Below are 25,055 nucleotides of genomic sequence, written 5' to 3'. Positions count from 1 at the left end.
TCGCTAAGCGTTGACGGTGTTCCGTTCGCGATAGCCATCGGCGGCGTAGACGCCCAGAATCCGCACCTCCGTGGTGAAGAATTCCAGCTCCTCCAGCGCCCGGCGGAGACGTGCGTCCCCAGGGTGCCCTTCGACGTCGGAGATGAACATGGTGGCCGCGAACTCGTTGCCCACCATGTAGCTCTCAAGCCTGGTCATGTTCAGGCCGTTGGTCGCAAAACCGCCCAACGCTTTGTAGAGCGCTGAGGGGACGTTGCGAACACGGAACACGAAGCTCGTGATCGCGGGACCGGGGAGCTCGTCCTTGGTGGGAATTTCGCGTTCCCGCGCCAGAACCACAAAGCGGGTGGTGTTGGTGGGGTCATCCTCGACACCGGAGGCCAGGACGTCCAGACCGTACAAGCCTGCGGCCAATGGAGGAGCGAGCGAAAGCTTGCGGGGATCGTTCCAGTCGCGCACTTCCCTGGCTGATCCGGCAGTGTCTCCGGCGATGACTGGCTTGAGGCCGGCTTCACGGATGATCTTGCGGCACTGACCCAAAGCATGGATATGGCTGTGAACCTCTGTTGCGCCTTCAATCGTGCTGCCTGGAATGCCCAAGAGGTCGAATCGGATCGGCAGGAAGTACTCGCCCACGATTTGCAGCTTGGACTGCGGGAGCAGCACGTGGATGTCAGCCACACGTCCGGCGATGGAATTCTCAATCGGGATCATTGCCAGCTCGACTTCGCCCGTGGAAACCAGTTCAAACGCGTCCTCAAAGCTGGCGCACGGCACGCTTTCGAGTTCGGGGAACATTTCCTTGCACGCGAGATCCGAGTTGGCTCCCGGTTCACCTTGATACGCAATCTTCTGGGCCATGGTGCTCATGCTTTCACGCGGAGCACCCTCAAACCCAACTAGGGGACAGATAACGGCGCTATGACGGTTCAGAGCGACGTTATCTGTCCCCCAGTTGGGCCACGGGCCGGGACTAGCCGTTGATGATCTGCGGAACACCCAGGGCCTTGAGGCCTTCCGCGCCGAACTCCAAGCCATAGCCGGACTGCTTTGCGCCACCGAACGGGATGCGGGGGTCCACTGCGCCGTGCTTGTTGATCCATACGGTTCCGGCCTGGATACGGGAGGCAACCTCGCGGGCGGCAGCCACGTCGGAGGACCAGACTGAGGCGCCCAGTCCGACGTCGAGCGCGTTTGCCTTGGCGACGGCCTCGTCAACGGTGCTGTACCGGATGATCGGCAGGGCAGGGCCGAACTGTTCCTCGGCCACCAGCGGGTTGTCGTTGTCGATGTCGGCCACCAGGGTCGTGGGGTAGAAGTTGCCGGGCTGGTCGGCGTCCGGGTTGCCACCGAGGAGGACGCGGGCACCGGATGCGCGGGCAGCCTCCACCAGTCGGGCCACGATGTCGTACTGCTGGCGGTTCTGCAGCGGGCCAAGGACGTTGTTCTCGTCCAAGCCATTGCCCATCGGCATTGCACCCGCAACAGCTGCCAGTTCCGTACACACTGCCTCGTACAGCGAGTCGTGGACGTAGAGGCGCTTCAGCGCGGCACAAGTCTGGCCTGTGTTGATGAACGCACCCCAGAACAGGCCCTCGGCGATGGCTTTCGGGTCAGCGTCGGGGAGCACAATGCCGGCGTCGTTGCCGCCGAGTTCCAGCGTGAGGCGCTTGACGGTATCCGCCGAGGAACGGATGATCGCCTTGCCTGTGGCGGTTGAGCCGGTGAACATGACCTTGCCAATGGCCGGGTGCTCAGCAAGCCGGGCGCCGACGTCGCGGCCACCGGACACCACCGACAGCAATCCCTCGGGCAGTTCCTGGTTGATGATTGCGGCCAACGCCAGCACGGACAGCGGAGTGTATTCGGACGGCTTGACCACCACCGCGTTGCCCATCCGGAGGGCAGGGGCGATCTGCCAGACGGTGATCATCATCGGCCAGTTCCAAGGTCCGATCGCGCCCACGACGCCGATGGGCCGGTAGTGCAGTTGGGCGCGGTTTTCGCCGTCGTCCACCACGGTTTCAGGGTCCAACGGCGTGGCGGCAGTTGCGCGGAGCCAGGCGGCGCAAGCGCCGACTTCGAAGCGGGCGTTCGGGCCGTTCAGCGGCTTGCCTTGCTCGCGGGAGAGCAGTTGGGCGAGCTCTTCAGCAGAGCGTTCGACGGCGTCAGCGGCCTTCATGAGCGCAGCGGACCGCGCGTCGTGGCCCAAGGCAGCCCAGGCCGGCTGTGCAGCTGAGGCAGCTGCAACAGCGGCGTCAAGATCTTCAACGGTGTGGACGGGGGCTTCACCGACAGCCTCACCCGTTGCGGGGTCAAGAATCGTGCGGCTGTTCTGGCCGGGGGCCGGGGTGATCGAGGCCAGGAGGGCGTCGTAAGTCTCCATTGGTACTCCGCTCGGGTAGTAAGTCTTGGCGGCCAGTGAGGCGCGCGGCGATGATTCCAGTGTGGTCGGCGTCACGCGTGGTCGCCTTGTCTATGCACGAACAGCCCTTGACGGGAAGCGAACGCTTTCCAGCGGACCCCTCCGTGCCGGATAATTTGGCGGGTGACTCTTGCTTCCCTCGCCGCCTTCGCCGGTCTCTGCCTGGTCCTTTCCGTGACCCCGGGCCCGGATACGTTCCTGGTCCTGCGTATTGCCCTGAACCGGCCCAGCGCTGGAATCGCTGCGGCGGCTGGGTCTGCAGGTGCGGCAATTGTGTGGGCTGCTTTGGTGGGTATCGGATTGGCCGCTCTGTTGGAACAATCAGCCGAGCTCTTCCGTTGGCTGAAGATCGCGGGCGGCCTGTACTTGCTGTACCTCGGCGTTTCTTCGTTCATCAAGTCCCGTAAAGCTGCCACGGCAGGCGGACCATCTGAGGAGGCGCCCCTCCCGTACAGCCGGCTTGCGGCACTGGGGGCAGGAGCGCTCTCCACCCTGCTCAACCCCAAGGTGGGCCTGTTCTACCTGGCTGTCGTCCCGCAGTTCATCCCGCACGGCGGTGACACTATGGGCACGTCACTCATCCTGGGCATCGTGGTTGCCGTCATTGCCTTTGCCTACCTCTCGATGATCGCAGTGGTGGCGTTCAAGGCGATGCGGTGGCTCAAGCGCCCCAAGGTGAGTACCGCCGTCGAGCGTGTCAGCAGCGGGGTTATCGCCGGACTGGGCGTCGGCGTGGTGGCATCAGGCGCCACCAGTTAGCTAGCCAGCCAGCAACCTCAGATAGTTGTCCAGCTGCCCTTCAAGGTCCTGGGCAAAGTGCTCTCCGGGCGAAAGTGCTGCCACGATCTGGGCGCCCAGCATCATGTTGAGCAGATGATCGGCGACGGCGGCGTCCCCAATGGGGGCGGCAATCTCGCCGGCCGCGCGGGCTGCTGCCGTATGTGCCTTGATGGTGGTGTGCCACTGGTTCATGGACTCGCTGTGCAGGACCGCCATCTCGGCGTCGTTGAGTGCCTTCTGCCAAAACGGAATAACGATGCGGGCTTCGTTGACGCGTTCCTCGTCCAGTGGCAGGACTTCGGCGCAGAAGGCGCGGAGGGCGGCGATGCCGGATAAGCCCGAGGTCATGGCTGCGATGCGCTGGTTGGTGCGGTTGAAAACGTGCCCGAAAGCTGATGTCAGCAGCAGATCCTTCGTGGGAAAGTAGGGTTTAAGGGCGCCATTGGCGAAGCCGGCTTCTTCGGCAATTTCCCGCATGGTGGCGCCTTCAATGCCCAGCCTTGCAATGATCCGCCAGGTTGCGTCCACCAGTTCGAGGCGTCGTTGATCGTGGTCCACAATCTTTGGCACTTTACGGGGCTCCCGGAGAAATATATGGCAGACAGGTCTTGGGTCTCATCTTACGTTTCAGGCGGGCGCCCACTGAGCGTCAAAGGTGCGTCTGTATTCCGTGGGTGTGATGGCAAATGCGCTGGCGAAGTTCTGTCGGAGGGTCACGGGGCTGCCGAATCCGCAGTCACCAGCAATCTGATCTACGGACAAGTCTGTGGTTTCCAATAATCGCCGGGCAGCATCGAGTCGTCGTGTGCGTATCCATGCCGACGGTGTCGTTCCTGTTGATGCACGGAAAGTGCGGACGAATGTTCGGCGACTCATGTGGGCCTGGGCTGCGAGACGATCGACGCTGAGGTCCTCGCCGAGTCGGCCCAGGGCCCACTCCAGCAGGCGCGCCATGGGATCACCCGATGAGCGTGGTGGAAGGGGATGCTCAATGTACTGCGCCTGTCCGCCCTCACGGTGTGGGGCGATGACCAGGCTGCGCGCAATTCGATTCGCTGCCTCCGCCCCCAGACGGCCCCGAACCAGGTGGAGGCAAGCATCCAATCCGGATGCTGTCCCCGCGGAAGTCAACACGTCTCCGTGATCGATGTAGAGCACTCTTTGATCGAGGAAGACATCTGGGTGCCGGTTGGCGAGGGTGTCAAAGGCCTGCCAATGTGTGACGGCAGAACGTCCGCTGAGGAGGCCGGCATCCGCGACGGGGATCGTGCCAAGGCAAAGCCCCAGGATAGTTACGCCGCGCTCGTGAGCCTGTTGAAGGATCTTGCGTAGAGTCTCGCTGGTTTCACGTCCGTCCGCGAACCACGACGGCACAACCACAACGTCTGCCTGCTCTGCGGCATCCGGCCCCTGGATTTCCCCTAATTGATAACCCTCGGTGGTTCGAATATGACCCGCCTCGTCCGAGAAGAGCACTGTGTCCCACTCAGCCAGGCCTTGCCGTGTGACTTCGTCGAAAACCATCTGCGGAACCGCCAGATGAAACATTGTGACGTCATCGAATGCGTAGACAGCGATCCGCATGCAGCCCTCCTTAGTACTTTGGCCCAATTCCATCGTATATGGGCATTTGTGCCACTGGTGGTTACTGACTGGGGCGCCAATGATGGAAGGGTCGCCGGTTGGCGAGCAACGATCCGCTATTTGGGAGAAAAGTATGAGCACCCCCCGCCGCGCCCTTGTCCTTGTCGATGTCCAGCAGCAGTACTTCAGCGGACCCCTTGAGATCCAGTACCCGAAGCACCAGGAATCACTTCCGAAGATTGTGAAGGCCATCGATGCCGCGGCCGCCGCAGGGATTCCCATCGCGGCGATACGGCACAGCGAAGGAGAAGGCGCGCCGGTCTTCGCCCCTGGAACGCCTGAATTTGATCTCCACCCGGACGTCGAAGCGCGCCGGACTCCTTCATGGAAAGAAGTCATCAAGCGTTACGGCTCTGTTTACGCTGGCACGGACGTCGCTGGCTGGCTGCGGGAGCACGACGTCGATACCGTCACCTTGGTGGGTTACATGACGAACAACTGCATCCTTGCCTCGGCCGTTGAAGCCGAGTTCCTTGGCTTCACCACTGAAGTCCTCTCAGATGCCACTGGCGCCATCAACCTCGTCAATGATGCAGGTGCGGCGGACGCGAAAACCGTGCACACCACGCTTATGGCGCTGTTGAACTCCAACTGGGCCGCTGTTGCATCGACGGATGTATGGGCAGAGGCACTCCAAGCCGGGCGGGCACTGGAAATGAGTGATCTGGGGACGTCGGCGACGGCGGGGAGTGCTGCAGTTTCTTAGAAACAATATGTGGACCAGGCCTTGTGACTGAGCTAACACGTCAGTTATTCTCTACACCTATAGAAAATAAATCCTGACCCATCACAGGTCCCTGACAAGAGGCAGCTATGACGCCCACATCAACCCAGACAGCAACTGACGCAGCCGCCGTCGAGGAAACCCAGTACCGCCTGGCCAAGGGCGCTGAAATTTCCGAGGTGAAGCATGTTCTGCAAGCCGCCGGTCACCTCGGAGACACCAATCGGATCGCCTACCTGGGCCTTGTGGATCCGTCCCGTGGGCAAGAAAAAGAAGACCGCCGTTTCCGGGTTTTCATCCATGACATCTCCGGCGGGGCTCCCACAGACGTCCTCGTCTCCGTGACTCGCGGCGAGATCCTGTCCGCAACAGAACTGGACACCAAAGTGTCCGGGGAACTTCCCGTGCTGGAGGAAGAGTTCGAGGTTGTTGAGACGCTGCTTGCTACGGATGAACGGTGGCTCGCCGCCCTGGCAGCACGGGACTTGGATGTGGCCAAGGTGCGGGTCGCTCCGCTGTCCGCCGGCGTGTTTGAGTACGACGACGAGAGGGGCCGCCGCATCCTCCGTGGCCTGGCATTTGTGCAGGAGTTCCCTGAGGACAGCGCTTGGGCGCACCCGGTGGACGGTCTGGTGGCGTATGTGGATGTGGTCAACAAGGAAGTCACCCAGGTGATTGATCTTCGCGTCATGCCGATTCCGGAAGAGCACGGAAACTACACCGATCCCGAACTCACAGGCCCGCTCCGGACTACTCAAAAGCCCATCAGCATTACCCAACCCGAAGGCCCGAGCTTCATCGTCACCGGCGGTAATCATGTGGAGTGGGAAAAGTGGAGCGTGGACGTCGGCTTCGATGTGCGCGAAGGAGTGGTCCTCCACAACCTTGCCTTCAAGGACGGAGACCGCCTTAGGCCCATCATCAATCGTGCCTCCATCGCCGAAATGGTGGTGCCGTACGGCGATCCATCACCTATCCGGTCCTGGCAGAACTACTTCGACACCGGCGAATACCTCGTGGGCCAGTACGCCAACTCCCTGGAACTCGGTTGCGATTGCCTTGGTGACATCACGTACCTCAGCCCGGTCATCAGCGACGCCTTCGGCAACCCGCGGGAAATCCGCAATGGCATCTGCATGCACGAGGAAGACTGGGGCATCCTCTCCAAGCACTCGGACCTCTGGACCGGGATCAACTACACCCGCCGCAACCGTCGCCTGGTGATCTCCTTCTTCACCACCATCGGCAACTACGACTACGGCTTCTACTGGTACCTCTACCTCGACGGCACCATCGAGTTCGAAGCCAAGGCCACCGGCATCGTGTTCACCAGCGCCTTCCCCGAGGGTGGCTCTGACAACATCTCGCAGTTGGCTCCAGGACTCGGAGCCCCGTTCCACCAGCACCTCTTCAGCGCTCGCCTGGACATGGCAATCGACGGCTTCACCAACCGCGTCGAGGAAGAGGACGTAGTCCGTCAAGCCATGGGTGTGGGGAATGAGCGCGGCAACGCCTTCTCCCGCAAGCGGACGCTCCTTACTAAGGAGTCCGAAGCCGTCCGGGAAGCCGACGCTCGTGCAGGCCGGACATGGATCATCTCCAACCCCGAGTCCCGGAACCGACTCGGCGAGCCGGTTGGCTACAAGCTTCACGCCGAAAATCAGCCCACGCTGCTGGCCGATCCAGGTTCCTCCATAGCGAAGCGTGCCGCTTTCGCCACGAAGGACCTCTGGGTTACGCGTTACTCCGACGAGGAGCGGTACCCCACTGGCGACTTCGTGAACCAGCACTCCGGGGGAGCAGGCTTACCGGCCTACGTTGCCCAGGATCGCGACATCGACGGCCAGGACATCGTTCTCTGGCACACGTTCGGCCTCACGCACTTCCCCCGCGTGGAGGACTGGCCGATCATGCCGGTGGACACGGTCGGCTTCAAGCTGCGCCCCGAGGGCTTCTTCGACCGCAGCCCCGTACTGGATGTGCCCGCCAACTCTTCAGGTTCGAGCTGCCACAGCCCGGCCACCGCCACTACGGATGAACACGGCGAAAGCCACCATGAGCACGGACACTGCCACTAAACGGACATCCGGGCACATGACCACGACGACGGGAGGGGTCCAGTCAGTCGGGCCCGTCCTCCATCCCCGGATCTGCGCAGCCCTCACGGCTGTCTCGTGCCTGGTCCACCTTTGGGTGGCGGCGTGGGGACACCATGGCGCATGGCTCGGCGTCCTCATGGTTGCTTTGGCGGCAATCTGCATCCCCTGCACCTTTCACATCTGGCGCCACAGCCGCGTGGGGGCGCTCCACCAAGTCACGGTTTCGGCTGTGGCAATGATTGAACTTCATTCCGTCCTGCTGCTGGGAGCGGGAGGTGCCGGACACGCGCACGGTGGGGGACCGGCGTCGAGCGTTGTTGATACTTCCGGCGCTGTTTTTTCATCCGGGGCTGCCGGACTGCTGTTGGTGATCGGACTGGAAATCACGACGGCGCTACTCGCCGCTACCTTGGTGGCACGGCTGCGGCGTCGGGTACAAATGGCCGCTGCTTCCTGACCCTGTTTGGCGTCCGCCAAGTGGATAATCAGCCCTTTTGGGTTGCACAGCGCCCGCCCAAAGTCCAAAGAAGGTCAGGAACCACGAGCCCAACAGGAATTCGGCAGGATATTGCCCCGAGCAGGCAGTTTTCCCGCTTGTTGCATCTGACCCGAACACTGTTCAGTAGAAGGGTGGGTAAAGCTGTTAGTAATTCGGGTCTTGGCTTATTCAGGGCCACAGGAATTTATGTAGGTGCCATTTTGGGCTCCGGCGTGCTGGTTCTGCCGGCCATCGCCGCCCAAGTTGCCGGACCGGCGTCGTTATTGGCCTGGGCGTTGCTGTTGGTCTTCTGCACCCCGGTGGCGTTCAGTTTTGCTGAAATGTCCAGACAACAGCCCGACGCCGGCGGGATCGCCACATTCGTGACCCGCGCTTTCGGGCAGCGAGCCTCAGTTGTGGCCGGCTACCTCTTCTACTTCGCCATCCCGTTCGGGGCGCCCGCCACCGCAGTGATCGGCGGGGAGTACATCGCGCACGCCATGGGCGGTGGGCGTGAAACAGCCCTGATCGCGGCGGGGCTGATCCTTGCGGCAGGTTTCCTGAGCAACGCGGTGGGGATCCGCGTCTCGAGCAAACTCCAACTCCTCCTCATGGTGTTGCTCGTGGCGTTGCTTGCGCTCGCCGTAGCCGTTGCAGCGCCCTACGCCAAGGCAGAAAACTTCGTGCCCTTCGCCCCGAACGGCTACTGGGCAGTGGGCGGTGCAGCGAGCCTGCTCTTCTTCTGTTTCGCCGGGTGGGAAGCCGTAACGCATCTGGCCGGCGAGTTCCGCCACCCTGAACGCGACCTGAAGCGGGCCACTTGGCTGACGCTCGTGGTCGTGGGTGTTGTCTACATCGGCTTGGTGGCGGCGTGCGTCGCCGTCCTCGGTCCCGAACTCGCGGGCAGCAGCGTCCCGGTGGCCGAACTGCTGGCGAAAGGACTGGGACCAGCCGCGGCTCCCGTGACGGCTGTTGCGGCAGCCGTGTTGACGTTCGGACCACTCAATACGTTCGTGGCCGGGGCCAGCAAGCTTGGCGCCAGGTTGGCGTCCGACGGCGTGCTGCCGCGGACTTTGGCGCGTGGCGTGGCTGCAGGGGAGGTGCCTTGCGTGAGCCTGGCGGCACTCGCTGTCATGACTTTCCTTTCCTTTGCTCTCGCAGCTGTGGGGTTCCTCAGCATGGAATTCCAGATCGGCGCCGCCTCGGCCTGCTTCACCGCCGTGACCGCTTTTGGTCTGGCCGCCGGGGTACTCCTGTTGCCCCGCAGAACCGCGGCCTGGTACGGAGTCATCGTGGCCGCCGTCGTGATGCTCGTGGTCTTGCTCTACAGCGGCTGGGCGCTGCTGGTCCCGGCCGTGCTGGGTGCTGCGGCATTGTTGGTGGGGCGCTTGTATTTGAAACCCCCGGTGCCACAATTGAGCCATGGCCGCAGCGTGGTCAATTCGTGAGGGGTTCCGCCGCGGGCCTGACCCTGATGCCCTGCGCCGCCCCTTCTTCATTGCCGCGGTGGTTGTCTTTGCCCTGGTCGTCCTGGCCGAGGTGGGTATGTCGCTCCTGCTGGGGCAGACCGCCGTCGACCCCGTCTCCGCAAGCGATGCCAACAACCTTGGCGTTCCGCTGGATGTATTCCTCAAGACGCAGCGAGCCGATGCCGAACCGCCGGGCGCGGGCATTGGATTCCTCGCGTTCCTGGATGGCTTGCTGTTGTTCACGGCGGTCATGCTGGGGCTAAGTCTGATCATCGATCTGCGGACATATGGCCGTATCCAGGGCCTTACGACGTTCATCGTGACGCTGCTGTGGGTTGTCGCGGCCTTCCTCACGGCGATGTTGGCCTTGGCGAAGCTGTTCCTGATGATCGGGTTGTTCGTAGCCACCCCGTTTGGAACCATCGCGTATCTGGCCCTGTGGGGGAGCTTTCCGAAAGGGCAGGCGGCGGCAATCCTGGGTTTGCTGCTGGTCCTGAAAATCGTGTTCGCGGTGTTGCTCATTCTCAGTCAGCCCAAGTTCCTCAAAGTCACGGGACTGGTGGTGCTGCTGGCGGTGTCCGTGCTGCTTCAGGTGATCCTTGGATTGATCCACGGGTTCGTGCCAGGTCCGCTGGTGTCCATTGGAGATCAGTTCTGGGCGTTGATCACCGTGGTGGTGGCGCTCGTGTGGGCGCTGATTATGCTGATTGCGTCCATTCCGGCGATCATCAATGCCCTGCGTGTGAGTGGTTCGGCGGGAGACTGAGTCAGCTGCGACTTAACAACGCGGCGCCTTACGGTTCGCCCAGCGAAAGCCGGGTCAGCTTTTCCGGATTGGCAACCTGCCGCAGCTCCCTCACGCGCCCGTCGAGGCCGCCGTCGATCAACAGAACGTCGCTGCGGCCCTGATGCCATAGCAACACGGCAGCTTCGCCGTTGACCTCGATGATCCGGGTCCGGACGGGCTGTACGGGATCGAAGGTGGCTGCTTTGCCGAGGATGCCCGCGAAGAACCGCCCGATCCGCTCCGCCCCGAATACAGGATTCATGGCGCTCTTGACCTTGCCACCGCCGTCGGCCCACAGCACTGCGTCCCGATCGAGCATCGCCACTACCGTGTCAATGTCACCCTGTTCGATGGCGCGAACCAGCTTCTCCAAGGCCGCGCCATCCTTGGTCCTGGGAGCGGGAGCGTCCGGGTCTATGTCCAAGCGGCGCTCAGCCCTGGAAATCATTTGGCGTACGGCTGCAGGGGTCTTTTCCAGGATGTCCGCGATTTCCGGCGCGGACATCCCAAAAGCGCGGTGGAGCACCAGTGCGGCCCTCGCCTCCGGCGCCAGTTGCTCAGCCAAATGAAGCAAAGTCAAGGACAGCAGCTCACGGTTGGCCACGGTTTCCTCCGGAAGCCTGGAGGTGTCTACCGGCTCCGGCAACCAAGGCCCGGTGTAGTCCTCGCGCACAGCGGCGAGTTGGCGCACCCGGTCAACCGAGCGCCGCACGCACACTGTGGTCAGCCAAGCCGGCCAGGATTCCACGCGGTGGCCATCGGCCTTGCGTTCCTGCCGGACGGCATCGATGGCAACCTCGGAGACGACGTCCTCGGCATGGCCGAAATCTCCCAACATCCGGTAGGCGATTCCCAGCAAACGATTCCGTTCGCTCTGCCACGCAGCAGTGGCCGATACCGCAAGACTCATGCCCTCCACGCTACCCCTCAGACGATCGGGTTCTTCTCATCCACCGGCGGCTCCATCTGCGTGCTGATGGCGATCCTGTTCCACACATTGATCGTGGAGATGGCCAGGACCAGGCCTCCCATCTGGCTGTCGTCGAAATGGGTGGCAGCCGCATTCCAGATCTCATCGGTAACTGTGTCCGGTCCCAACTGGGTTATTGCGTCGGTCAGGGCGAGTACGGCCTGCTCGCGGGCATCGAAGAACACTTTGGAGTGTTGCCAGGCGGCGACAGCATGCAGCTTTCGTTCCGGGATGCCGCGCTTCCGGCCGTCAGTCGCGTGCATGTCCACGCAGAAACCGCAGCCGTTAAGGATGGAGGCGCGGAGCTTGATGAGCTCGTACAAGTCGGGATCCACCGACTTGCGGGCGTAGCCTTCCAGCCCGATGACAGCGGCATAGCCGAGTTTGTTGCTGTGGCCGATATTGATGCGGGTCATGCTGTTTCCCTTCTGTGGTGGTTCCTTACATCAGGGATGTCGTAAGCGGGGATGGAAGTGTGACAGCTTTCAGGACCTTGCTAGAGTCGGTGCGTGCGAGCAGTGATATTTGATGACGTCCGGGCCCAGCCTGAAGTGCGGGAAGTAACTAGGCCGGAGGCCCCAGCCGGTGGAGTGGTGGTGAAGGTCGAGGCCACGGGCATGTGCCGCAGCGACTGGCATGCCTGGGCGGGACACGACGACATCGCTTTTCCCCACGTGCCCGGCCACGAGCTCGCCGGCGTCATTGCAGCAGTGGGCGAAGGTGTCCATGGCTGGAAAATCGGCGACCGGGTAACTGTTCCGTTCGTCTGCGGATGCGGCAAGTGCGAGTGGTGCCTGGCGGGTGAAGCCCAAGTCTGCCCGGAACAGCAACAACCCGGCTTCACCCATTGGGGATCGTTCGCCGAATACGTGGCCCTGCACGCTGCCGACAGCAACCTGGTTGCCCTCCCGGAAAGCGTCGAATTTACGACGGCGGCAAGCCTCGGCTGCCGCTTCGCCACCGCATACCGCGCGTTGGCAGCCCGTGCGCAGGTGAAAGCCGGTGAGTGGGTGACAGTTGTAGGTGCCGGAGGCGTCGGGCTGAGCGCTGTGATGATCGCCAAAGCCATGGGCGCCAGGGTCATCGTCGTGGACCGGAACCCGGAGGCCCTGGCTGTGGCTGCACGGTTGGGTGCGGATCACACAGTGCTCGCCGACGGCGCGGACATCCCCGCCGCAGTCAACGTCCTCTCCGGCGGGGGCAGCCACGTGGCGGTGGACGCCGTCGGAAGTGAACAGACCTGCGCCGACGCCATCCTCAGCCTTCGTCGTCGTGGAAGGCATGTCCAGATCGGTCTGCTGCCGGCCATCGACGGAAACCCGCAGGTGCCCATGGCCAGGGTCATCGGGTGGGAGCTCGATCTTCTCGGCGGCCATGGCATGGCCGCAGTTGATTACCCAGGCATGATGGCGCTCATCGAACAAGGCTTGCTGCAACCGCAGCTGCTGATTGAACGCACCATCGGCCTGGAAGAAGCAGCGTTATTGTTGCCGGGATTCGACAAGGCAGCCCCTGCAGGCATGACGATGATAGACCCGAACCGCTAAGGGCACCTTGCTGGGTCAGTTCAACGGGACATTAGTCCACCGGGCGGTTCCTGTAGGCGGCGAGGAAGTGTTCGATCCTGCGCACGGCTTCCTCGATGTCCTCCACGGTTGGCAGGATCACGAAGCGGAAGTGGTCCGGCGTGGGCCAGTTGAAGGCCGTTCCGTGCGAGACGAGGATCTTCTGTTCCTGCAGGAGCTGCAGGACGAACTTCTCGTCGCTCTCGATGGGGTAGATCTCTGGGTCCAACCGAGGGAACAGGTACATTGCGCCGGCCGCGGGAACACACGAAACGCCTGGGATTGCCGTCAACAATTTCAACGCCAGATCCCGTTGTTCACGCAAGCGCCCGCCGGGACGGATGAGGGCCTCGATGCTCTGGTATCCGCCCAGACAGGTTTGGATGGCGTGCTGCGCGGGAACGTTGGAGCACAACCTCAGCGAAGCCAGCAGCTCCAAGGATTCCCGATAGGCAGCTGTGGCGGTCAATGGCCCCGTCACGGCAACCCAACCAGCCCGGTAGCCGGGCATGCGGTAAGCCTTGGAAAGTCCGCTGAACGTCAGCACCGGGATGTCGTCTGCCACGGACGCGGTATGGATGTGCGGCGCGTCGACGTAGCGGATCTTCTCGTAAATCTCATCGGAGAACAGGACCAGATCGTGCTTCCGCGCCAGCGCTGCGAACTGCTCAAGGATGTGCCGGGGGTAAACGGCGCCCGTGGGATTGTTCGGGTTGATGATCACGATGCCCCGTGTCCGCGCGGTGATCTTCGCTTCGACGTCGGACATGTCCGGCCACCAATTCTCGTCCTCATCGCAGAGGTAGTGCACGGCTTTGCCACCCGTGAGTGTCACGGTCGCGGTCCAGAGCGGATAGTCGGGAGCCGGGACGAGGATCTCGTCACCGTTTTCCATGAAGGCCTGCAGGGTCATGGAAATGAGTTCGCTGACGCCGTTGCCAATGAAGACATCCTCGACGCCGATCGTCATCAGCCCGCGCGTCTGGTAGTACTGCGAGATCGCGGTCCGGGCGGAGAAGATGCCCTTGGAATCGCTGTAGCCCTGGGCCCCACGGATGTGGTGGATCATGTCAACCACCACGGACTCCGGCGCTTCCAACCCGAACGGCGCCGTGTCCCCAAGGTTCATCTTGAGGATGCGGTGTCCCTCGGCTTCCATGGCCTTGGCGGCCTGGAGGATGGGACCACGGAGTTCGTAGCGGACATTCTGGAGTTTGCTGGAGTGCTGCATGGGACGCATGGTTGATCTTTTCATGGCAGCTGCCCAGGCAGGCAAACGTGTCCGGAAATAGTCACGGGTTCAGCCGCACCTCGCAGAGTTGGGGGTTGCTCAGGCAGATGTTTACCGGATCAAGGATGATGCTCGACCTCAACTCGGTTCGCACCAAAACGAGTGCGTTGACGTTAACTTTCGTGCCGACGTCGGGATTGACGCCCACCACTACGCACCTCATCAGGGAGAGGGGAGGCGAGCTTTGGCAGGCGGAACCCTGAGTGAAGTCCAATTGCAGTTGTGCGGCTTGGAAGGCGTTGCGGGCCGTTTCAATCCGCGAGCCCAGGACACTGGGCACGGTGGCCTTCACGGGCACGGCAATTTCCAGGTTGACCGTGCTGCCGCGCCCTACTTTCTCGCCGCCGGCGGGACTCTGGTTGACTACGGTTCCTTCAGGCGAGGCGCTCTCGATTTCCGTCGTAGCCGCTTTGAAACCGGCGTCCGTCACGATCTTGACCGCTTCAGCCTGCGGTTTGGTTTTCACGTCCGGAACGTTGGCGTCCTTGAACATGAAGTACAGGATCACGCCGATAACCGCCAGCAGCACCACACCTCCGATGATCACCCACAACCACGGGAATCCTGGCTTGGGCTTCGGCTGCTCGGCCGCCGGAACAGTCAGCGTGACCACATGCGCCTGGTCCGCGTAGTCCTCGGGTGCGTCGTCGGCAGAGTAGGCGATCAACTTCACCGGGTAGCTGCCCGCGGAAGCCCCGTCGGTGTCGAAATTGACCACATACTGTTCGGTGGCCCCCGCGGCGATGGTCCGCAACGGGTTGGGGATGGTGGTGTACGTTTTCGACGGCGGATTGGTCACCTGCCCGGGAAACGCGCCGAGCACTACGCGTTCCGAAGTGGTGGAGCCGTTAGTGACGGACGCTGTCAGCGATCCCTTCCCTTCTTTAAGGACCACGTCCGGGGAGCTCAACGTCATGGTGATGGCAGTCATGGCACAACAACTCCTGGGATCGCGGTTTGTAGTTTCAGCGCACAGCAGCACATCTCAGCCTCCGGCTTCCTGGATCAGCAACACACAAGTCCCCAGGCCGGGACACAAGATTCCCAGCTGTCCACCCGAGGTCCCGAAGGTCAGGTCCACGGTTTTCCCCGGGCCTGAATTCTGTTCAGCCCGCGTGCCCTGCACCAACAGGGAGACGGTGACCGCCTGCTGCGGTGCAAGCCTTGCCCGCTTGGTGGGAGGTCCGAAATAGAACAAACCCCCGCCGAATTCCTTCACATCGAACACGCACGCACCCGTAACCACCAGCTGGGTATCCGATGCCGAACACGAACCGCCCCGGGCAGACAGGTCTGCTGAAGTGAGTTTCGCGCCCGCTGCTGCGCCGGAGAATCCGCCCTGCCAGTCCCGTGCTGCATCGTTGTTCCCGCCGCCGCAACTGACGCCGAACACCAGCACTAACAGCGCGATCACCCCACAGGCAATCACCACAAGAATCGGCGTGCGGTTCTCCTTATTCATCTGCCCGCACCTCAAGCTCATCCGTCACGTGCGCGGGCTTCATGCCTTTGACGATCCGCCGGATCAACTCCAGCTGCCCACCCGCTTCCGCAGGAACCAGCACCTTGATATGGAAGGCGCCGGGCACGGATTCGACGTCGAAACCGGGCACCCCCGTGGCCAGGTGCAGGAAGCGGGTGAGCCCGTCCACAGTGCCACGGCGTGCAGAGAGCTGCGCGGCGGCTGCGATGAGGTCTCGCTGTCGGGATATGGGAATGGCGCCGGTCGCGGGCAGGCTGCCGGGCCCTGTACCACCGGATCCTGTACCACCGTATTGAGCGCCGCCCTCCGGACCGGGAAGCGTCAGCCAGTCCAGATCTACCCAGCGCGAGAGAAAGGGAATCAACGACGACGGCGCGCGGCCGGGATCGGGAACGGTATGGATGCGGTCCAAGACCTGCCGGACGGGCCCATGCATATCCTCGGCTACGGCAAGAAGGGCCTGCAGGGGAGAGCTGGTATCGGCGGCCACTTGGAACACTTCCGGCAGGACCTTCAGCAGCTTGGACTCGGACGGCCCCATGGACTCAGCCATTGCCATGGACCACCTCGATCCTGTGGTCGCCGGAGCAGAACAGCCAGGTGTCGGGCAGCGTCACAACGTCGTCCACCACGCGCCGGGTGCAGCTTTCCCATAGAACGGCGTTGTCTGTGCTGCGATAAACGCCTTTGGGACCGGCAGCCAGGACCAGAGGCTTGCCGTTAAGGATCGCCCCGGACACGGAACGAACGGGCTCGAACCGGGTACGGTCCCTCAGCGGCAGATTGCAGTTAACGTCCGGCACGCTCCACTGCGCCGACGCCTGGCCCAGCTGCAGCCGTAACACCCCGCCGCTCTGGGTAGCGGCGTAGGCAGCGTTACCCATCACGTGGACACCCCAGCAACTGCCCCCGGTCCAGCCACTACTGAACTCCTCCCACGAATTCATGAACGACTCATCAAGATCCGTGCGGCCCAACTCATCGATCTTCAGCCGCAGGCATCCCGTCCCGGTCCCTTCCGGCACTGCGCGGCCAAGCCACACATAGCTTGCACCGCCGTCGTACTGGATGGTCATGCAACGGATGTCCTCGCCGGAGGCCTTGACCTGCTTGAAGCTGTCGGCGGTACCGGCGTCGGGAGAGAGCCAGACGCCGGCCGAGGCCTCGGCGGCCACCACAACACCTGTTCGCCCGCGGACGTCCACCAAGGCGTCTACGGCGTAAAAACCACGATCCGGCTGGGACGTATCCACCACATTCTGTACGGGAATGGCACCCTGGCTCATGGGAAGTTCGTAGAGGCCGCGCTCGCCTGCAAGCAAGAGCAACGGCTCACCCTGGCGGTCCACCCAACACAAATCGGCGACGACGAACCCCAGTTCGGCTGCTTTGCGCCAGGATTCGCCGAGGTCCTCGCTGATATAAATGCGGGACCCCGTACCGGTCAACGTGCTGACAGCCACCATGCCTGGGTGCCGCTCTGGACCCACCCGGCCGGGTGCGGGGGAACGGAACGGGGCGATGGCGCGGACGGTTTCTTCCGCATCTCTGGAGGCACCGTCGTCGGAGGCATCTCCAAACTCCGCACAGGCTTCCCAGCCGTCGGCGGCGTTGGTGGTGCGGAACAGCGTGCCGCCCTGAGCCACGAACCACGTTCTGTCCTGGCCTTCAGCCTGTACCAAGGACACGGCATCACTGTCCGGAACTTTGTCCACTTCCAGCCTGAYCCGGTCCACATACTGAACGCCGGGCTCGGCCTCCTCCATGGCACGGTACAGGTTGGAGACACGCAGTGGCTTCCCAAAGCCGGATCCGTAACTGGACGAATCCGGGCTCAGAGGACTGATCCCTTCAGACAGGCGGCCCACGATCCTGGACTTCACGGCGTCGGCATCCTCATCGGGACGAACAACGATCCGCGCATCCACCAGCACCTGTTTGTAGAGGCCCCAGCGCACTACAGGCTCGGCGCCAACCGTGGACCGCCTGCGGAGATATTGTTCCACTTCAATCCGCACTTCGTCGCGTGCGTGTGACATAAGGTCCGCTGCGCGTAATGGTTCGGCCGCCCCTGCTCTGCCCCCGGGAATGAACGGCACCAGCACAATTTCCACTTCCCCCGGCCGGGCAAACGCCCACAGATCCTTGCGCGTGAACGCGCGCGCACGGCCCACGCCGCCGTGCCGACGCGCCAGCACCTCGTAGTCCCGGACAGTAACGGCGCGGTCGCGGGCTTGAAAATCCTGGGGCGCGCGCCTCAGAGCGTTCTCCAACGACTCGCCATCGCGGCCCCCCGTTGCCGGCTCCGGATTAGTGACCTTGGCCCCCGGAACAGGGGAACGCAGCACCGTGAGCTGACCCGCGCCGACATTACCGCCCGAACCGCCACCGCTGCGGTACCAAGCGCGGACTTCGGCGCCCGCTCCCGGTACTAATGGCCCTTGTCCCGTTTCAGTCCGCGTTCTGGACTCTTCGTCCCACCAGGCGAACATTGCGACGCCGGCACTTCGGTCGATCCGCACCGGCATCTCACCCGGCCTTGCGTCGGCGAACGCCTCCACTTCCTTGCAGTACCGGAACGGCTTTCCGTCTACGAGCACTGCCTCGCCGCTGCTCAGCCGCGTCCCTGCCGGAACTTCGACGGCGATCGCCAGCCCTGCGCCCGAGACGATCGGCGCGTTGGGGATCACGAAGCTCTGGCCTGGTCTTCCAGTCCCGGTACCAATCGGTACGGCGTCGTACATGGTGACATCGGCTGCGGGGACCAGGACGCTGCTCATGCCGGGAGCCAAAGTGGCTGCCGCCGTCGTCGTAAATACAGGCTGGGGTGAACCGGGAACGCCGGGTGGGCAGCTGACCTGCGTGCCGCGGGGGATCCGGATCTCCTGATCGCCCACACTTGAGCGACTGAATTCCAGCATCGTTTCGGCCGTGCTCGGCGGGTACAGCGACGTGCCCAGAAGGTTCAAGTAGACGGCGTAAAGCTTGTCCGGCACGCGGTTCAGCCGGTACATGAGCGTGTCCGTGAGGTAGGCGAAGGCCTCCACGATGGTGATGCCGGGATCGTGGACCGAGAGGTCAGTCCATTCAGGTGCGATTTGTTGGATGCGCTCGCGGGCGCCGGTCACGAGGTCCGCGAAGCTGCGATCATCCAGGTTGGGCACGGGGATACTCATAGTGCACCTCCGGATTCCACGGGCAAGGCGATGGCGATCTCGTCCTCAAGCTGGGTGGTCCGGACGCGGTATCTCAGCCGGACCTCGAGAACTTCGGGGTCCTCCGGCGAGCGTGACGCATCCAGGGAAAGGACTGTGATGCGCCGCTCCCACTGTTCCACCGCTCGGGCCACATAGTGGATGGCGAGCCCGGCGGTGGTGTCATCAGCCGGCGCGAATGCCAAACGGAACAAGTGGCAGCCGTACGTCGGTCGGTTCACGCGCTCGCCGGGCCTGGTGCTGAGCAGCAGGAGGAGGGCTTGGCGGATGGAGGCTGCGTCCGTAACAGTCGCCAGCCTCCCTGCGGGGGTGACTCGCAGACCCGGGACGCCGGCTGCGGCGTCGAAATCCGGATGGATGAAAGCGATCGATGTGTAGCGTGGCGCGCTCATGACTGTCCCCTTTTCATGAACCCGACCCCACGAACGTTTGCCCAGGCCGGCGCACGTTGTACTTCACGCCGCCCGGGGGGGTGCCGTCGGTGAAACCCTCCACACTGTCCAGGCAGACGGCCTTGCCCCCGATTCTGATGAAGGTGGAATAGCCCTTGGCCACCGGCAGCGTCTTATTGCACGGTTTGATGTTGATGCCAACATTCGGGCACATGCTGATATCCCTGCCCTGGGGATCGTTGTCCACGAGCACCGGCGATCCTTTGACACGGACCCACTCCTGCGATGGCACGTTCTTGACTTTGCCGTCGTGCCCGCAGCGCAGGATGGCCTCCTCGACCAGAATCCTCATGGCTTAGGCCTCCTCGAAGTCGACGGATTTCGCACGGATTTTCATGGCTTTGCCCGGGGCTTCCAGCACCAGGTCCGTGGCAGCGGTGATGCGGAGCTTGTCCGGCCCCAGCTCCACCGACGAGCCGTGGCCATCCGTGAAGCTCAACGTGCGGGCACCGCCGTCGAGCACTATTTGTTGGCCATCCGCACTGCGGAACGTGTAACGGCTCTCCCGGGGAGTGTTGACGCGGTTGTCGGGCGTCTGTTCGCTGCCGTACAGGCCGCCGAGGATGATGGCCTGGGCCGGATCCGTGGCGGGAAGAATCACCAGGACGTGATCGCCGGGAGCGGGCGGGGTGACCATCCCCTTGCCGGGACCGGCGGCCGCAGTAAGCACGGGAGCCCACGCTGTCTGGAGGTCCGGGTAAGCCGGTAGTTGCACACGGGCACGCCCCCTCGCCTCGGGATCGTCCACGTCAGTGATGATCCCGAGCGTGAAGACGTCCGGACGCCTTTCCGGCACCGGGCTGGGTGGGCGCGTGGTGAGGGTCGTTTCGTAGCCCGTGCTGTCCAAACGGTGAGAGGCGCTCGCGATCAGGTACGTTCCCTCGATGGACGGCGCTACCCCCTTGATTTTCACGCGCCCACCCGCCCTGAGCCCGGGATTGCCCTCGGCCACGAACACCGCCGTTACCTGCCCGGCCATCCGGACGTCCAGCTCGGACTGCGCCAATCCGTTCGCCTCCTGCGTGGATTCGAGAAGTTCGTTGTCTCGTCGGAGCTCGCCGCCTGCACCCACGCTGGCCAATGTTGGGTCGGCCGTGACGTGGGCTTTCGCGCCGCTGCTGCTCGTTTCGGCCTGATGGACTGAAGCGTCCTCGACACGCCAGCCGTTGATTGTTGCGGAGGCGTACGCCGGTTCCTGGCTGACCTCGATCTCCGCCGAATGAAGGGATGCCCCGAGGCTGAGCTCCAGGGGTTCGCCTTCGCCGTCGAGTCCTGTGAGCCTGAGGGCTCCATCATGGACCACGGGGTAGGCGCCCACGCGGGCGCTCTGTTCAACCAGGAGGCTCAGGTCCGTGCGGGCGCACTGATACACAAGCCCGAGTTTCTCCCCGCCGCCCACTACGTCCAGCCCGGTGCCTTCGCAGAGTGTCCTTGCCAATGCAGCGAGATCGACGTCCTCGTGCAGCCTGGTGAATTGGCGCTTCCTCAGGCGGTGCAGGGCATCGTAGGCCCTGATGCGGATTTCCTGACCAAGGTTCGCTCCGTAGCTGTACTCCACTACCGTCACCTCACCCACGAAGAGCGGGGTCCGATGACCGCCGAGCTCCACCCTCAGGGCATCACCGGGGGCCGGATCCACGCCACCCCTCGCCGCAGCAGTCCTGCCAGGACCGGGCCGCCAGCTGATCAGGCACTGGGCTGGGCGTGCGAGTGAAGTGATCACCTGGACTGAAACGATGGCCGCCGTTTCAGCCGTGCTTAATCTGCGCCGCCCCAAGGTGACGATGAGTTCGGGGAGGCCCTGGACTTGCCTCATGGTGCTTCACCAACCGGTGGGACGGCGAGCGGGCCGCTGAAGTGCGCCGGGTCGTCGATGTTGTTGTATTCCAAGAGAAGCTTCCACAGCAGGGGTGTCCCGAAGGCTTCCACGGAAAGTCGCCCCAACTCAGCCGGTGGCACCTCAGGAAGGAGCTCGCCGCCGTCGGGCATTGCTACGTCCCTGTCCGTGCTGCCATCGCCCGTGACCGCGAGCGTGTCCACGGGTGGGGCCGTCAGATCCACGGCAGGGAGGCGCTGGGCAAGCTCGTAATTCTCGCCGCCTTCCTCATCCGCGGACTGGCCCACACGCACGAATACCATCCGCATCCAGGACCTGAGCGGTGAACCGTCCGCGGCGAAGCGGTCAAAGCGTTCCGCCACCTCCGTCACGATGCCCGGCACATTCCACGCGCGGCCCCACACAAACCGGACCGACGGCGGCCTCCGCTGGCGCTCGACCTCCGCACTGTTCTCGGCGAGCGCCCAGATGGGCCTGGTCATTTGCCGAACGTCCTGCACATGGAGCGACGCCGGCGCGAGGTCGACGTCGAAGAGGAGATCCAGTCTCAGCTCCGTGTGGCCGCCTCCCGTGAAGAGCAGGGGGTCATCAGCCAGTCCGCTGCCGCTGAGTTTGCCGCCCGCACTTCTCCGGGGTTCCACACCGGCGGAGCGCTGCATCACGACCGTTTCCGGGTTGAGCAGGCAGCCAAGGTGTTCCCCGGTGTCCTCGATCAGGAAAGCGACACGTTCCATGTCAGACCGCCAAGTGTTCGTCGGTGAGGCGGGCTTGGCGGGCGATAGCTTCGGTTAGCGGGGTGGTTGCCGGGCTTGATTGGTTAGCGGTGGGGGTGGGCCGCGGGGCGAGCTCCGGCCAGTCCCCCTTGAGCGTTGGCGTGGGGGTACGGGGTGTGCTCGTGCTGGGGTGGCCCTGCGGTTGTGGGGTGTGTAGAGGGGCCTGCTTTGCGTCCCGATTTTGGGGTTTAGCAAGCAGAGTAGGCCCCGCAATGGGAGGCGTCGTGTTGGGGGTGTGTTGTGGGGCCCGCTCTGCGCCCGAGTCTTGGGTTTTTGCACGCACACCGGGCCCCGCAATGTGGGGTGTTTCGGGCCGATCGGTGCGAAGGGGGAGCATGGGTATGTGTTGTGGGGCCTGCTTTGCGCCCGAATCTTGGGTTTTGGCACGCACATCGGGCCCCACAATGTGGGGTGTCGTGTTGGGGGTGTGTTGTGGGGCCTGGTCTACGCCCCATGTTGGCTCCGAAGCACTCAGATCAGGCCTCCCAACGAGGGACGATTCAGATCGATCCGTGCGAAGACGCAGCCTAGGCGTTTGTTGTTGGACCCGTCCTGCGTCCCATGTTGGCCCGGAAGCGCGCATATCGGGTCCCGCCATACGAGTGGGCGTGCGTTGTGGGGTTTGCTCTGCGTCCCACATTGGCCTGGAAGCACGCACATCCGGCCCCTCAACGGGAGGTGTGGCTGAGCGATCAGGGCGAAGGCGCAGCATGGGGGTATGTTGTGGGGCCTGCTTTGCGCCCCAGTTTTGCCCCGAAGCACGCACATCGGGCCCCGCAACGGGAGGTGTCGCCGGGCGATCCGTGCGAAGGCGCAGCATGGGTGTGGCGTGTTGTGGAGCCTGCCTTGCGCGCCAAGAGCGCCCCCAGGCACGAAGAGTGGGCCTCACAACGGGAGGGGTGTTGGTGGCAGCGGCGGGAGGAACCAACCCGGCGTCGCGCAGCAACTGAACCCAGTGCTCGGGTGCGCCTTCCACGTTCAGGCCTCGCACCGTCGTCGAACTTTCCGACGAATCAGGTTCCGAAGCCGAAGGCGGCAACGCGCCTGCTCCCGGAGAACCCGCGCCCGGAGAAGCCGACCCGCGATCCAGCCACGCAGCCACGTCCCTCAATCGCCGGGCAGCTGCCCGCCGCCACGAAAACCCAGGCTCAGGCGACGGGAGCGCGGGCATCGTCGAGCTCCAGGCGGTCGTACGCGATGCTGAGGGATTCGATGGCGAGATCCTTGCCCAAAGCGTCAAGGGGTGCGCCGAACCAGTCGCACGGCCAGGCTCCCAGGAGGTTCCAGCGGCGGACTTCCACGGAGCCGGCGTCGTTGAGCATCGCGATGGAGACGTTCCGGCGTTCCACCTTTCCGTCAACGGCCTTGAAGAGCCATTGCAGCATTTCGGTGGAGTCGGTGAGCCCATACTTCAAGGTCACTGGCGTGTATTCCACTTGCCCGGGTATGACGCGGACTGTGCTGTTTTCGCCGCCGGAGCGGTAGAGGATCCGGTCGATTTTCAGGCCGAGGCCCTCCACTTTGGTGAAGTGGCCCTGAACCACTCCTTGGATCACGAGCTTGAAGTTGTAGGCCCGGTACGGGTCCACCACGTTGCCCGGCTGGGCGGCAGGTGTTGGGGTTGTCATGTCAGGCTCCTGCGCTCTCTGTCTCGCTGGTGTTGTCCGCCGACTGCATGAGCTTGAAGATCACAAACTCGGCCGGTTTCACGGGTGCGATTCCGATCAGCGTGACCACTTGCCCCGCGTCGCGGACCTCTGGAGGGTTGGTTTCTTCGTCGCACTTCACGAAAAATGCCTGTTGAGGAGTGGTCCCCAGCAGGGCGCCGTCCCGCCACACGTTGGTCAGGAACGCGCCGATGTCGCGCCGGATCGACTTCCACAGCGTGTGATCATTGGGCTCGAACACCACCCAGCGCGTCCCGTCCGCCACCGACTCCTTGATCATGTTGGTCAGGCGCCGCACATTCACGTACCGGTATTCGCTCGCCTCGGGAGCTTTGGTTCGGGCGCCCCAAATCCGGATGCCCTCGCCGGGGAAATACCGGATGCAGTTCACGCCGGCCGGGTTCAGGACCTCCTGCTCACCGCGGCTCACCCGCCGCACAAGGTCGATCGCGCCCTGGATGGGCTCGTTGGCAGGCGCCTTATGGACGCCGCGAGTCGCGTCGACACGCGCCCACACGCCTGCAATATGGCCCGACGGCGGCTGCGTCACCTTTTTCCCGGACACGGGATCGATCATCACGATCCACGGGAAATACAGGGCTGTGTAACCGCCGGGGGATTGCGGGGCGCCGAGGTCCTGCTGGTCGCCGGCTTCCGTATCCGGATCCGCCGAGCGGGCCGCCGGGGGCCGGGTTGAGTCGGGCCAGTCCGGGTGGTCGGAGGACACCGAGGATGCAGACAACGGCGTGCTGTCGCTGGCTTCTGCGCCTAAAGGTTCGTCAGATGCGTCTTCGGCTTCGTCGGCGTCACCCGGGCCAGCATCCCCACCCGAGTCAGCGTCCGCCGTCGTCCGCTCCTCTTCCGGGCCCGCATCCCGCGCACCCTCCGGAACGCCCGACGTCGCGGCCCTGGTGAGTGCCCCGACGTCGTCCACTTTTTCCACCGTGTCCATGATGGCCATACGATCCTGGCGGAGCGGGTGCTCCACATGCGCCGCCAGTGCCGCGTAGGATTCAGCATCTGCAAATCCGGGCGCTGCCACCATGGAGATGTCGTCCACGGCCTCGAAAAGCGTCAGGCCGGTGGGCTTGGTCGCCGTGCCCGTGAGGCTGCCGTTGGCCCCAATGTTCACCACATAACAACGGCTTCCTCCGTTTGAGAAGAAGCCGTAAACAGCGTTGGAGAGCGGTGTACCCGCTGTCGCGTTGCCGACATATTGGTCCACGAACTGCGTCCAGTTGTCCAGCACACGGAGCTCATCCACCAAGGCGTCCCGGTCCGGAGCCACGCCTACGAACGCTGCGATACTGGTGTTGACCTGCCCGATGGCACGCGCGCCGCTGGGCACTTCCTGAACATAAACGCCTGGCGCCTGATAGTTCGCCATGGTGCGCTC

General features: G+C 63.5%; 24 protein-coding genes. 7 read left to right on the top strand and 17 right to left on the bottom strand.

What is annotated here, in order from left to right:
• Positions 1-3: 3 nt before the first annotated feature.
• The gene (locus AB4Y87_RS05185; protein WP_442003360.1) at positions 4-861 is read right to left on the bottom strand and encodes a prephenate dehydratase; all 858 of its coding nucleotides are present in this window, start codon (positions 859-861) and stop codon (positions 4-6) included.
• A gap of 112 nt (positions 862-973) precedes the next feature.
• Positions 974-2,386, bottom strand: coding sequence for an aldehyde dehydrogenase family protein (locus AB4Y87_RS05180; protein ID WP_442003407.1), 1,413 nt, complete (start codon positions 2,384-2,386; stop codon positions 974-976).
• A 162-nt stretch (positions 2,387-2,548) separates the two neighbouring features.
• On the opposite strand from AB4Y87_RS05180, the gene AB4Y87_RS05175 reads away from it, so the two are divergent.
• Positions 2,549-3,184, top strand: a complete 636-nt coding sequence (locus AB4Y87_RS05175; protein ID WP_442003359.1) for a LysE family translocator — start codon at positions 2,549-2,551, stop codon at positions 3,182-3,184.
• Here AB4Y87_RS05175 and AB4Y87_RS05170 read toward each other — a convergent pair whose 3' ends face one another.
• Positions 3,185-3,775, bottom strand: coding sequence for a TetR/AcrR family transcriptional regulator (locus tag AB4Y87_RS05170; protein WP_442003358.1), 591 nt, complete (start codon positions 3,773-3,775; stop codon positions 3,185-3,187).
• 57 nt (positions 3,776-3,832) lie between these two features.
• On the bottom strand, positions 3,833-4,789 hold the full coding sequence (locus AB4Y87_RS05165; protein ID WP_442003357.1) for a GlxA family transcriptional regulator: 957 nt from the start codon (positions 4,787-4,789) through the stop codon (positions 3,833-3,835).
• 133 nt (positions 4,790-4,922) lie between these two features.
• Here AB4Y87_RS05165 and AB4Y87_RS05160 point away from each other — a divergent pair, with 133 nt between their 5' ends.
• The 5 genes from AB4Y87_RS05160 (at position 4,923) to AB4Y87_RS05140 (ending at position 10,385) form a co-directional block, all read left to right on the top strand.
• On the top strand, positions 4,923-5,555 hold the full coding sequence (locus AB4Y87_RS05160; RefSeq protein ID WP_442003356.1) for an isochorismatase family protein: 633 nt from the start codon (positions 4,923-4,925) through the stop codon (positions 5,553-5,555).
• A gap of 107 nt (positions 5,556-5,662) precedes the next feature.
• The gene (locus AB4Y87_RS05155; protein ID WP_442003355.1) at positions 5,663-7,651 is read left to right on the top strand and encodes a primary-amine oxidase; all 1,989 of its coding nucleotides are present in this window, start codon (positions 5,663-5,665) and stop codon (positions 7,649-7,651) included.
• A gap of 16 nt (positions 7,652-7,667) precedes the next feature.
• Positions 7,668-8,129 (top strand): hypothetical protein, encoded by a 462-nt coding sequence (locus AB4Y87_RS05150; protein WP_442003406.1) that lies wholly within the window; start codon positions 7,668-7,670, stop codon positions 8,127-8,129.
• Positions 8,130-8,302: 173 nt separating this feature from the next.
• Positions 8,303-9,598 carry an APC family permease gene (locus AB4Y87_RS05145; RefSeq protein WP_442003354.1) on the top strand — a complete coding sequence of 432 codons (1,296 nt, stop codon included), beginning with the start codon at positions 8,303-8,305 and terminating at the stop codon, positions 9,596-9,598.
• Positions 9,573-10,385: a hypothetical protein gene (locus AB4Y87_RS05140; protein WP_442003353.1), complete on the top strand. Its 813-nt coding sequence runs from the start codon at positions 9,573-9,575 to the stop codon at positions 10,383-10,385. The genes AB4Y87_RS05145 and AB4Y87_RS05140 overlap by 26 nt, the downstream gene beginning before the upstream one ends.
• A gap of 28 nt (positions 10,386-10,413) precedes the next feature.
• On the opposite strand, the gene AB4Y87_RS05135 is transcribed toward AB4Y87_RS05140, so the two are convergent.
• Positions 10,414-11,316: a sigma-70 family RNA polymerase sigma factor gene (locus AB4Y87_RS05135; RefSeq protein ID WP_442003352.1), complete on the bottom strand. Its 903-nt coding sequence runs from the start codon at positions 11,314-11,316 to the stop codon at positions 10,414-10,416.
• A 17-nt stretch (positions 11,317-11,333) separates the two neighbouring features.
• Positions 11,334-11,792, bottom strand: coding sequence for a carboxymuconolactone decarboxylase family protein (locus AB4Y87_RS05130; RefSeq protein ID WP_431116834.1), 459 nt, complete (start codon positions 11,790-11,792; stop codon positions 11,334-11,336).
• Between the two features lie 93 nt (positions 11,793-11,885).
• Between AB4Y87_RS05130 and AB4Y87_RS05125 the strand changes: the two genes are divergently transcribed.
• Complete coding sequence (locus tag AB4Y87_RS05125; RefSeq protein ID WP_442003351.1) at positions 11,886-12,923, top strand: zinc-dependent alcohol dehydrogenase family protein; 1,038 nt, start codon at positions 11,886-11,888, stop codon at positions 12,921-12,923.
• Between the two features lie 31 nt (positions 12,924-12,954).
• Here the strand turns inward: AB4Y87_RS05125 and AB4Y87_RS05120 are convergent, their stop codons facing one another.
• The 11 genes from AB4Y87_RS05120 to AB4Y87_RS05070 form a co-directional block, all read right to left on the bottom strand.
• A complete protein-coding gene (locus tag AB4Y87_RS05120; protein ID WP_442003405.1) occupies positions 12,955-14,181 on the bottom strand; it encodes a pyridoxal phosphate-dependent aminotransferase in 1,227 nt (408 codons plus the stop codon).
• A gap of 52 nt (positions 14,182-14,233) precedes the next feature.
• Positions 14,234-15,163, bottom strand: coding sequence for a PASTA domain-containing protein (locus AB4Y87_RS05115; protein WP_442003350.1), 930 nt, complete (start codon positions 15,161-15,163; stop codon positions 14,234-14,236).
• 54 nt (positions 15,164-15,217) lie between these two features.
• The gene (locus AB4Y87_RS05110) at positions 15,218-15,694 is read right to left on the bottom strand and encodes a hypothetical protein (RefSeq protein ID WP_442003349.1); all 477 of its coding nucleotides are present in this window, start codon (positions 15,692-15,694) and stop codon (positions 15,218-15,220) included.
• Positions 15,687-16,274: a hypothetical protein gene (locus tag AB4Y87_RS05105; RefSeq protein WP_442003348.1), complete on the bottom strand. Its 588-nt coding sequence runs from the start codon at positions 16,272-16,274 to the stop codon at positions 15,687-15,689. Before AB4Y87_RS05105 ends, AB4Y87_RS05110 begins: the two co-directional genes overlap by 8 nt.
• The gene (locus tag AB4Y87_RS05100; RefSeq protein WP_442003347.1) at positions 16,261-18,891 is read right to left on the bottom strand and encodes a baseplate J/gp47 family protein; all 2,631 of its coding nucleotides are present in this window, start codon (positions 18,889-18,891) and stop codon (positions 16,261-16,263) included. Before AB4Y87_RS05100 ends, AB4Y87_RS05105 begins: the two co-directional genes overlap by 14 nt.
• Entirely contained in the window at positions 18,888-19,322 is a 435-nt protein-coding gene (locus tag AB4Y87_RS05095) for a GPW/gp25 family protein (RefSeq protein WP_442003346.1), read from the bottom strand. The genes AB4Y87_RS05100 and AB4Y87_RS05095 overlap by 4 nt, the downstream gene beginning before the upstream one ends.
• A gap of 13 nt (positions 19,323-19,335) precedes the next feature.
• Positions 19,336-19,674 carry a hypothetical protein gene (locus AB4Y87_RS05090; protein WP_442003345.1) on the bottom strand — a complete coding sequence of 113 codons (339 nt, stop codon included), beginning with the start codon at positions 19,672-19,674 and terminating at the stop codon, positions 19,336-19,338.
• Between the two features lie 3 nt (positions 19,675-19,677).
• On the bottom strand, positions 19,678-21,198 hold the full coding sequence (locus AB4Y87_RS05085) for a phage baseplate assembly protein V (RefSeq protein ID WP_442003344.1): 1,521 nt from the start codon (positions 21,196-21,198) through the stop codon (positions 19,678-19,680).
• Complete coding sequence (locus AB4Y87_RS05080) at positions 21,195-21,953, bottom strand: CIS tube protein (protein WP_442003343.1); 759 nt, start codon at positions 21,951-21,953, stop codon at positions 21,195-21,197. Before AB4Y87_RS05080 ends, AB4Y87_RS05085 begins: the two co-directional genes overlap by 4 nt.
• A gap of 1,187 nt (positions 21,954-23,140) precedes the next feature.
• Positions 23,141-23,620 carry a phage tail protein gene (locus AB4Y87_RS05075; protein ID WP_159708998.1) on the bottom strand — a complete coding sequence of 160 codons (480 nt, stop codon included), beginning with the start codon at positions 23,618-23,620 and terminating at the stop codon, positions 23,141-23,143.
• 1 nt (position 23,621) lies between these two features.
• Positions 23,622-25,046, bottom strand: coding sequence for a phage tail sheath subtilisin-like domain-containing protein (locus AB4Y87_RS05070; protein WP_442003342.1), 1,425 nt, complete (start codon positions 25,044-25,046; stop codon positions 23,622-23,624).
• Positions 25,047-25,055: the final 9 nt, after the last annotated feature.

The sequence above is a fragment of the Paenarthrobacter sp. RAF54_2 genome, from assembly GCF_052113945.1.
GTDB lineage: Bacteria > Actinomycetota > Actinomycetes > Actinomycetales > Micrococcaceae > Arthrobacter.
The sequence above is the reverse complement of the archived record's forward strand: the minus strand, read 5'-3'. Positions and strand labels throughout refer to the sequence as shown.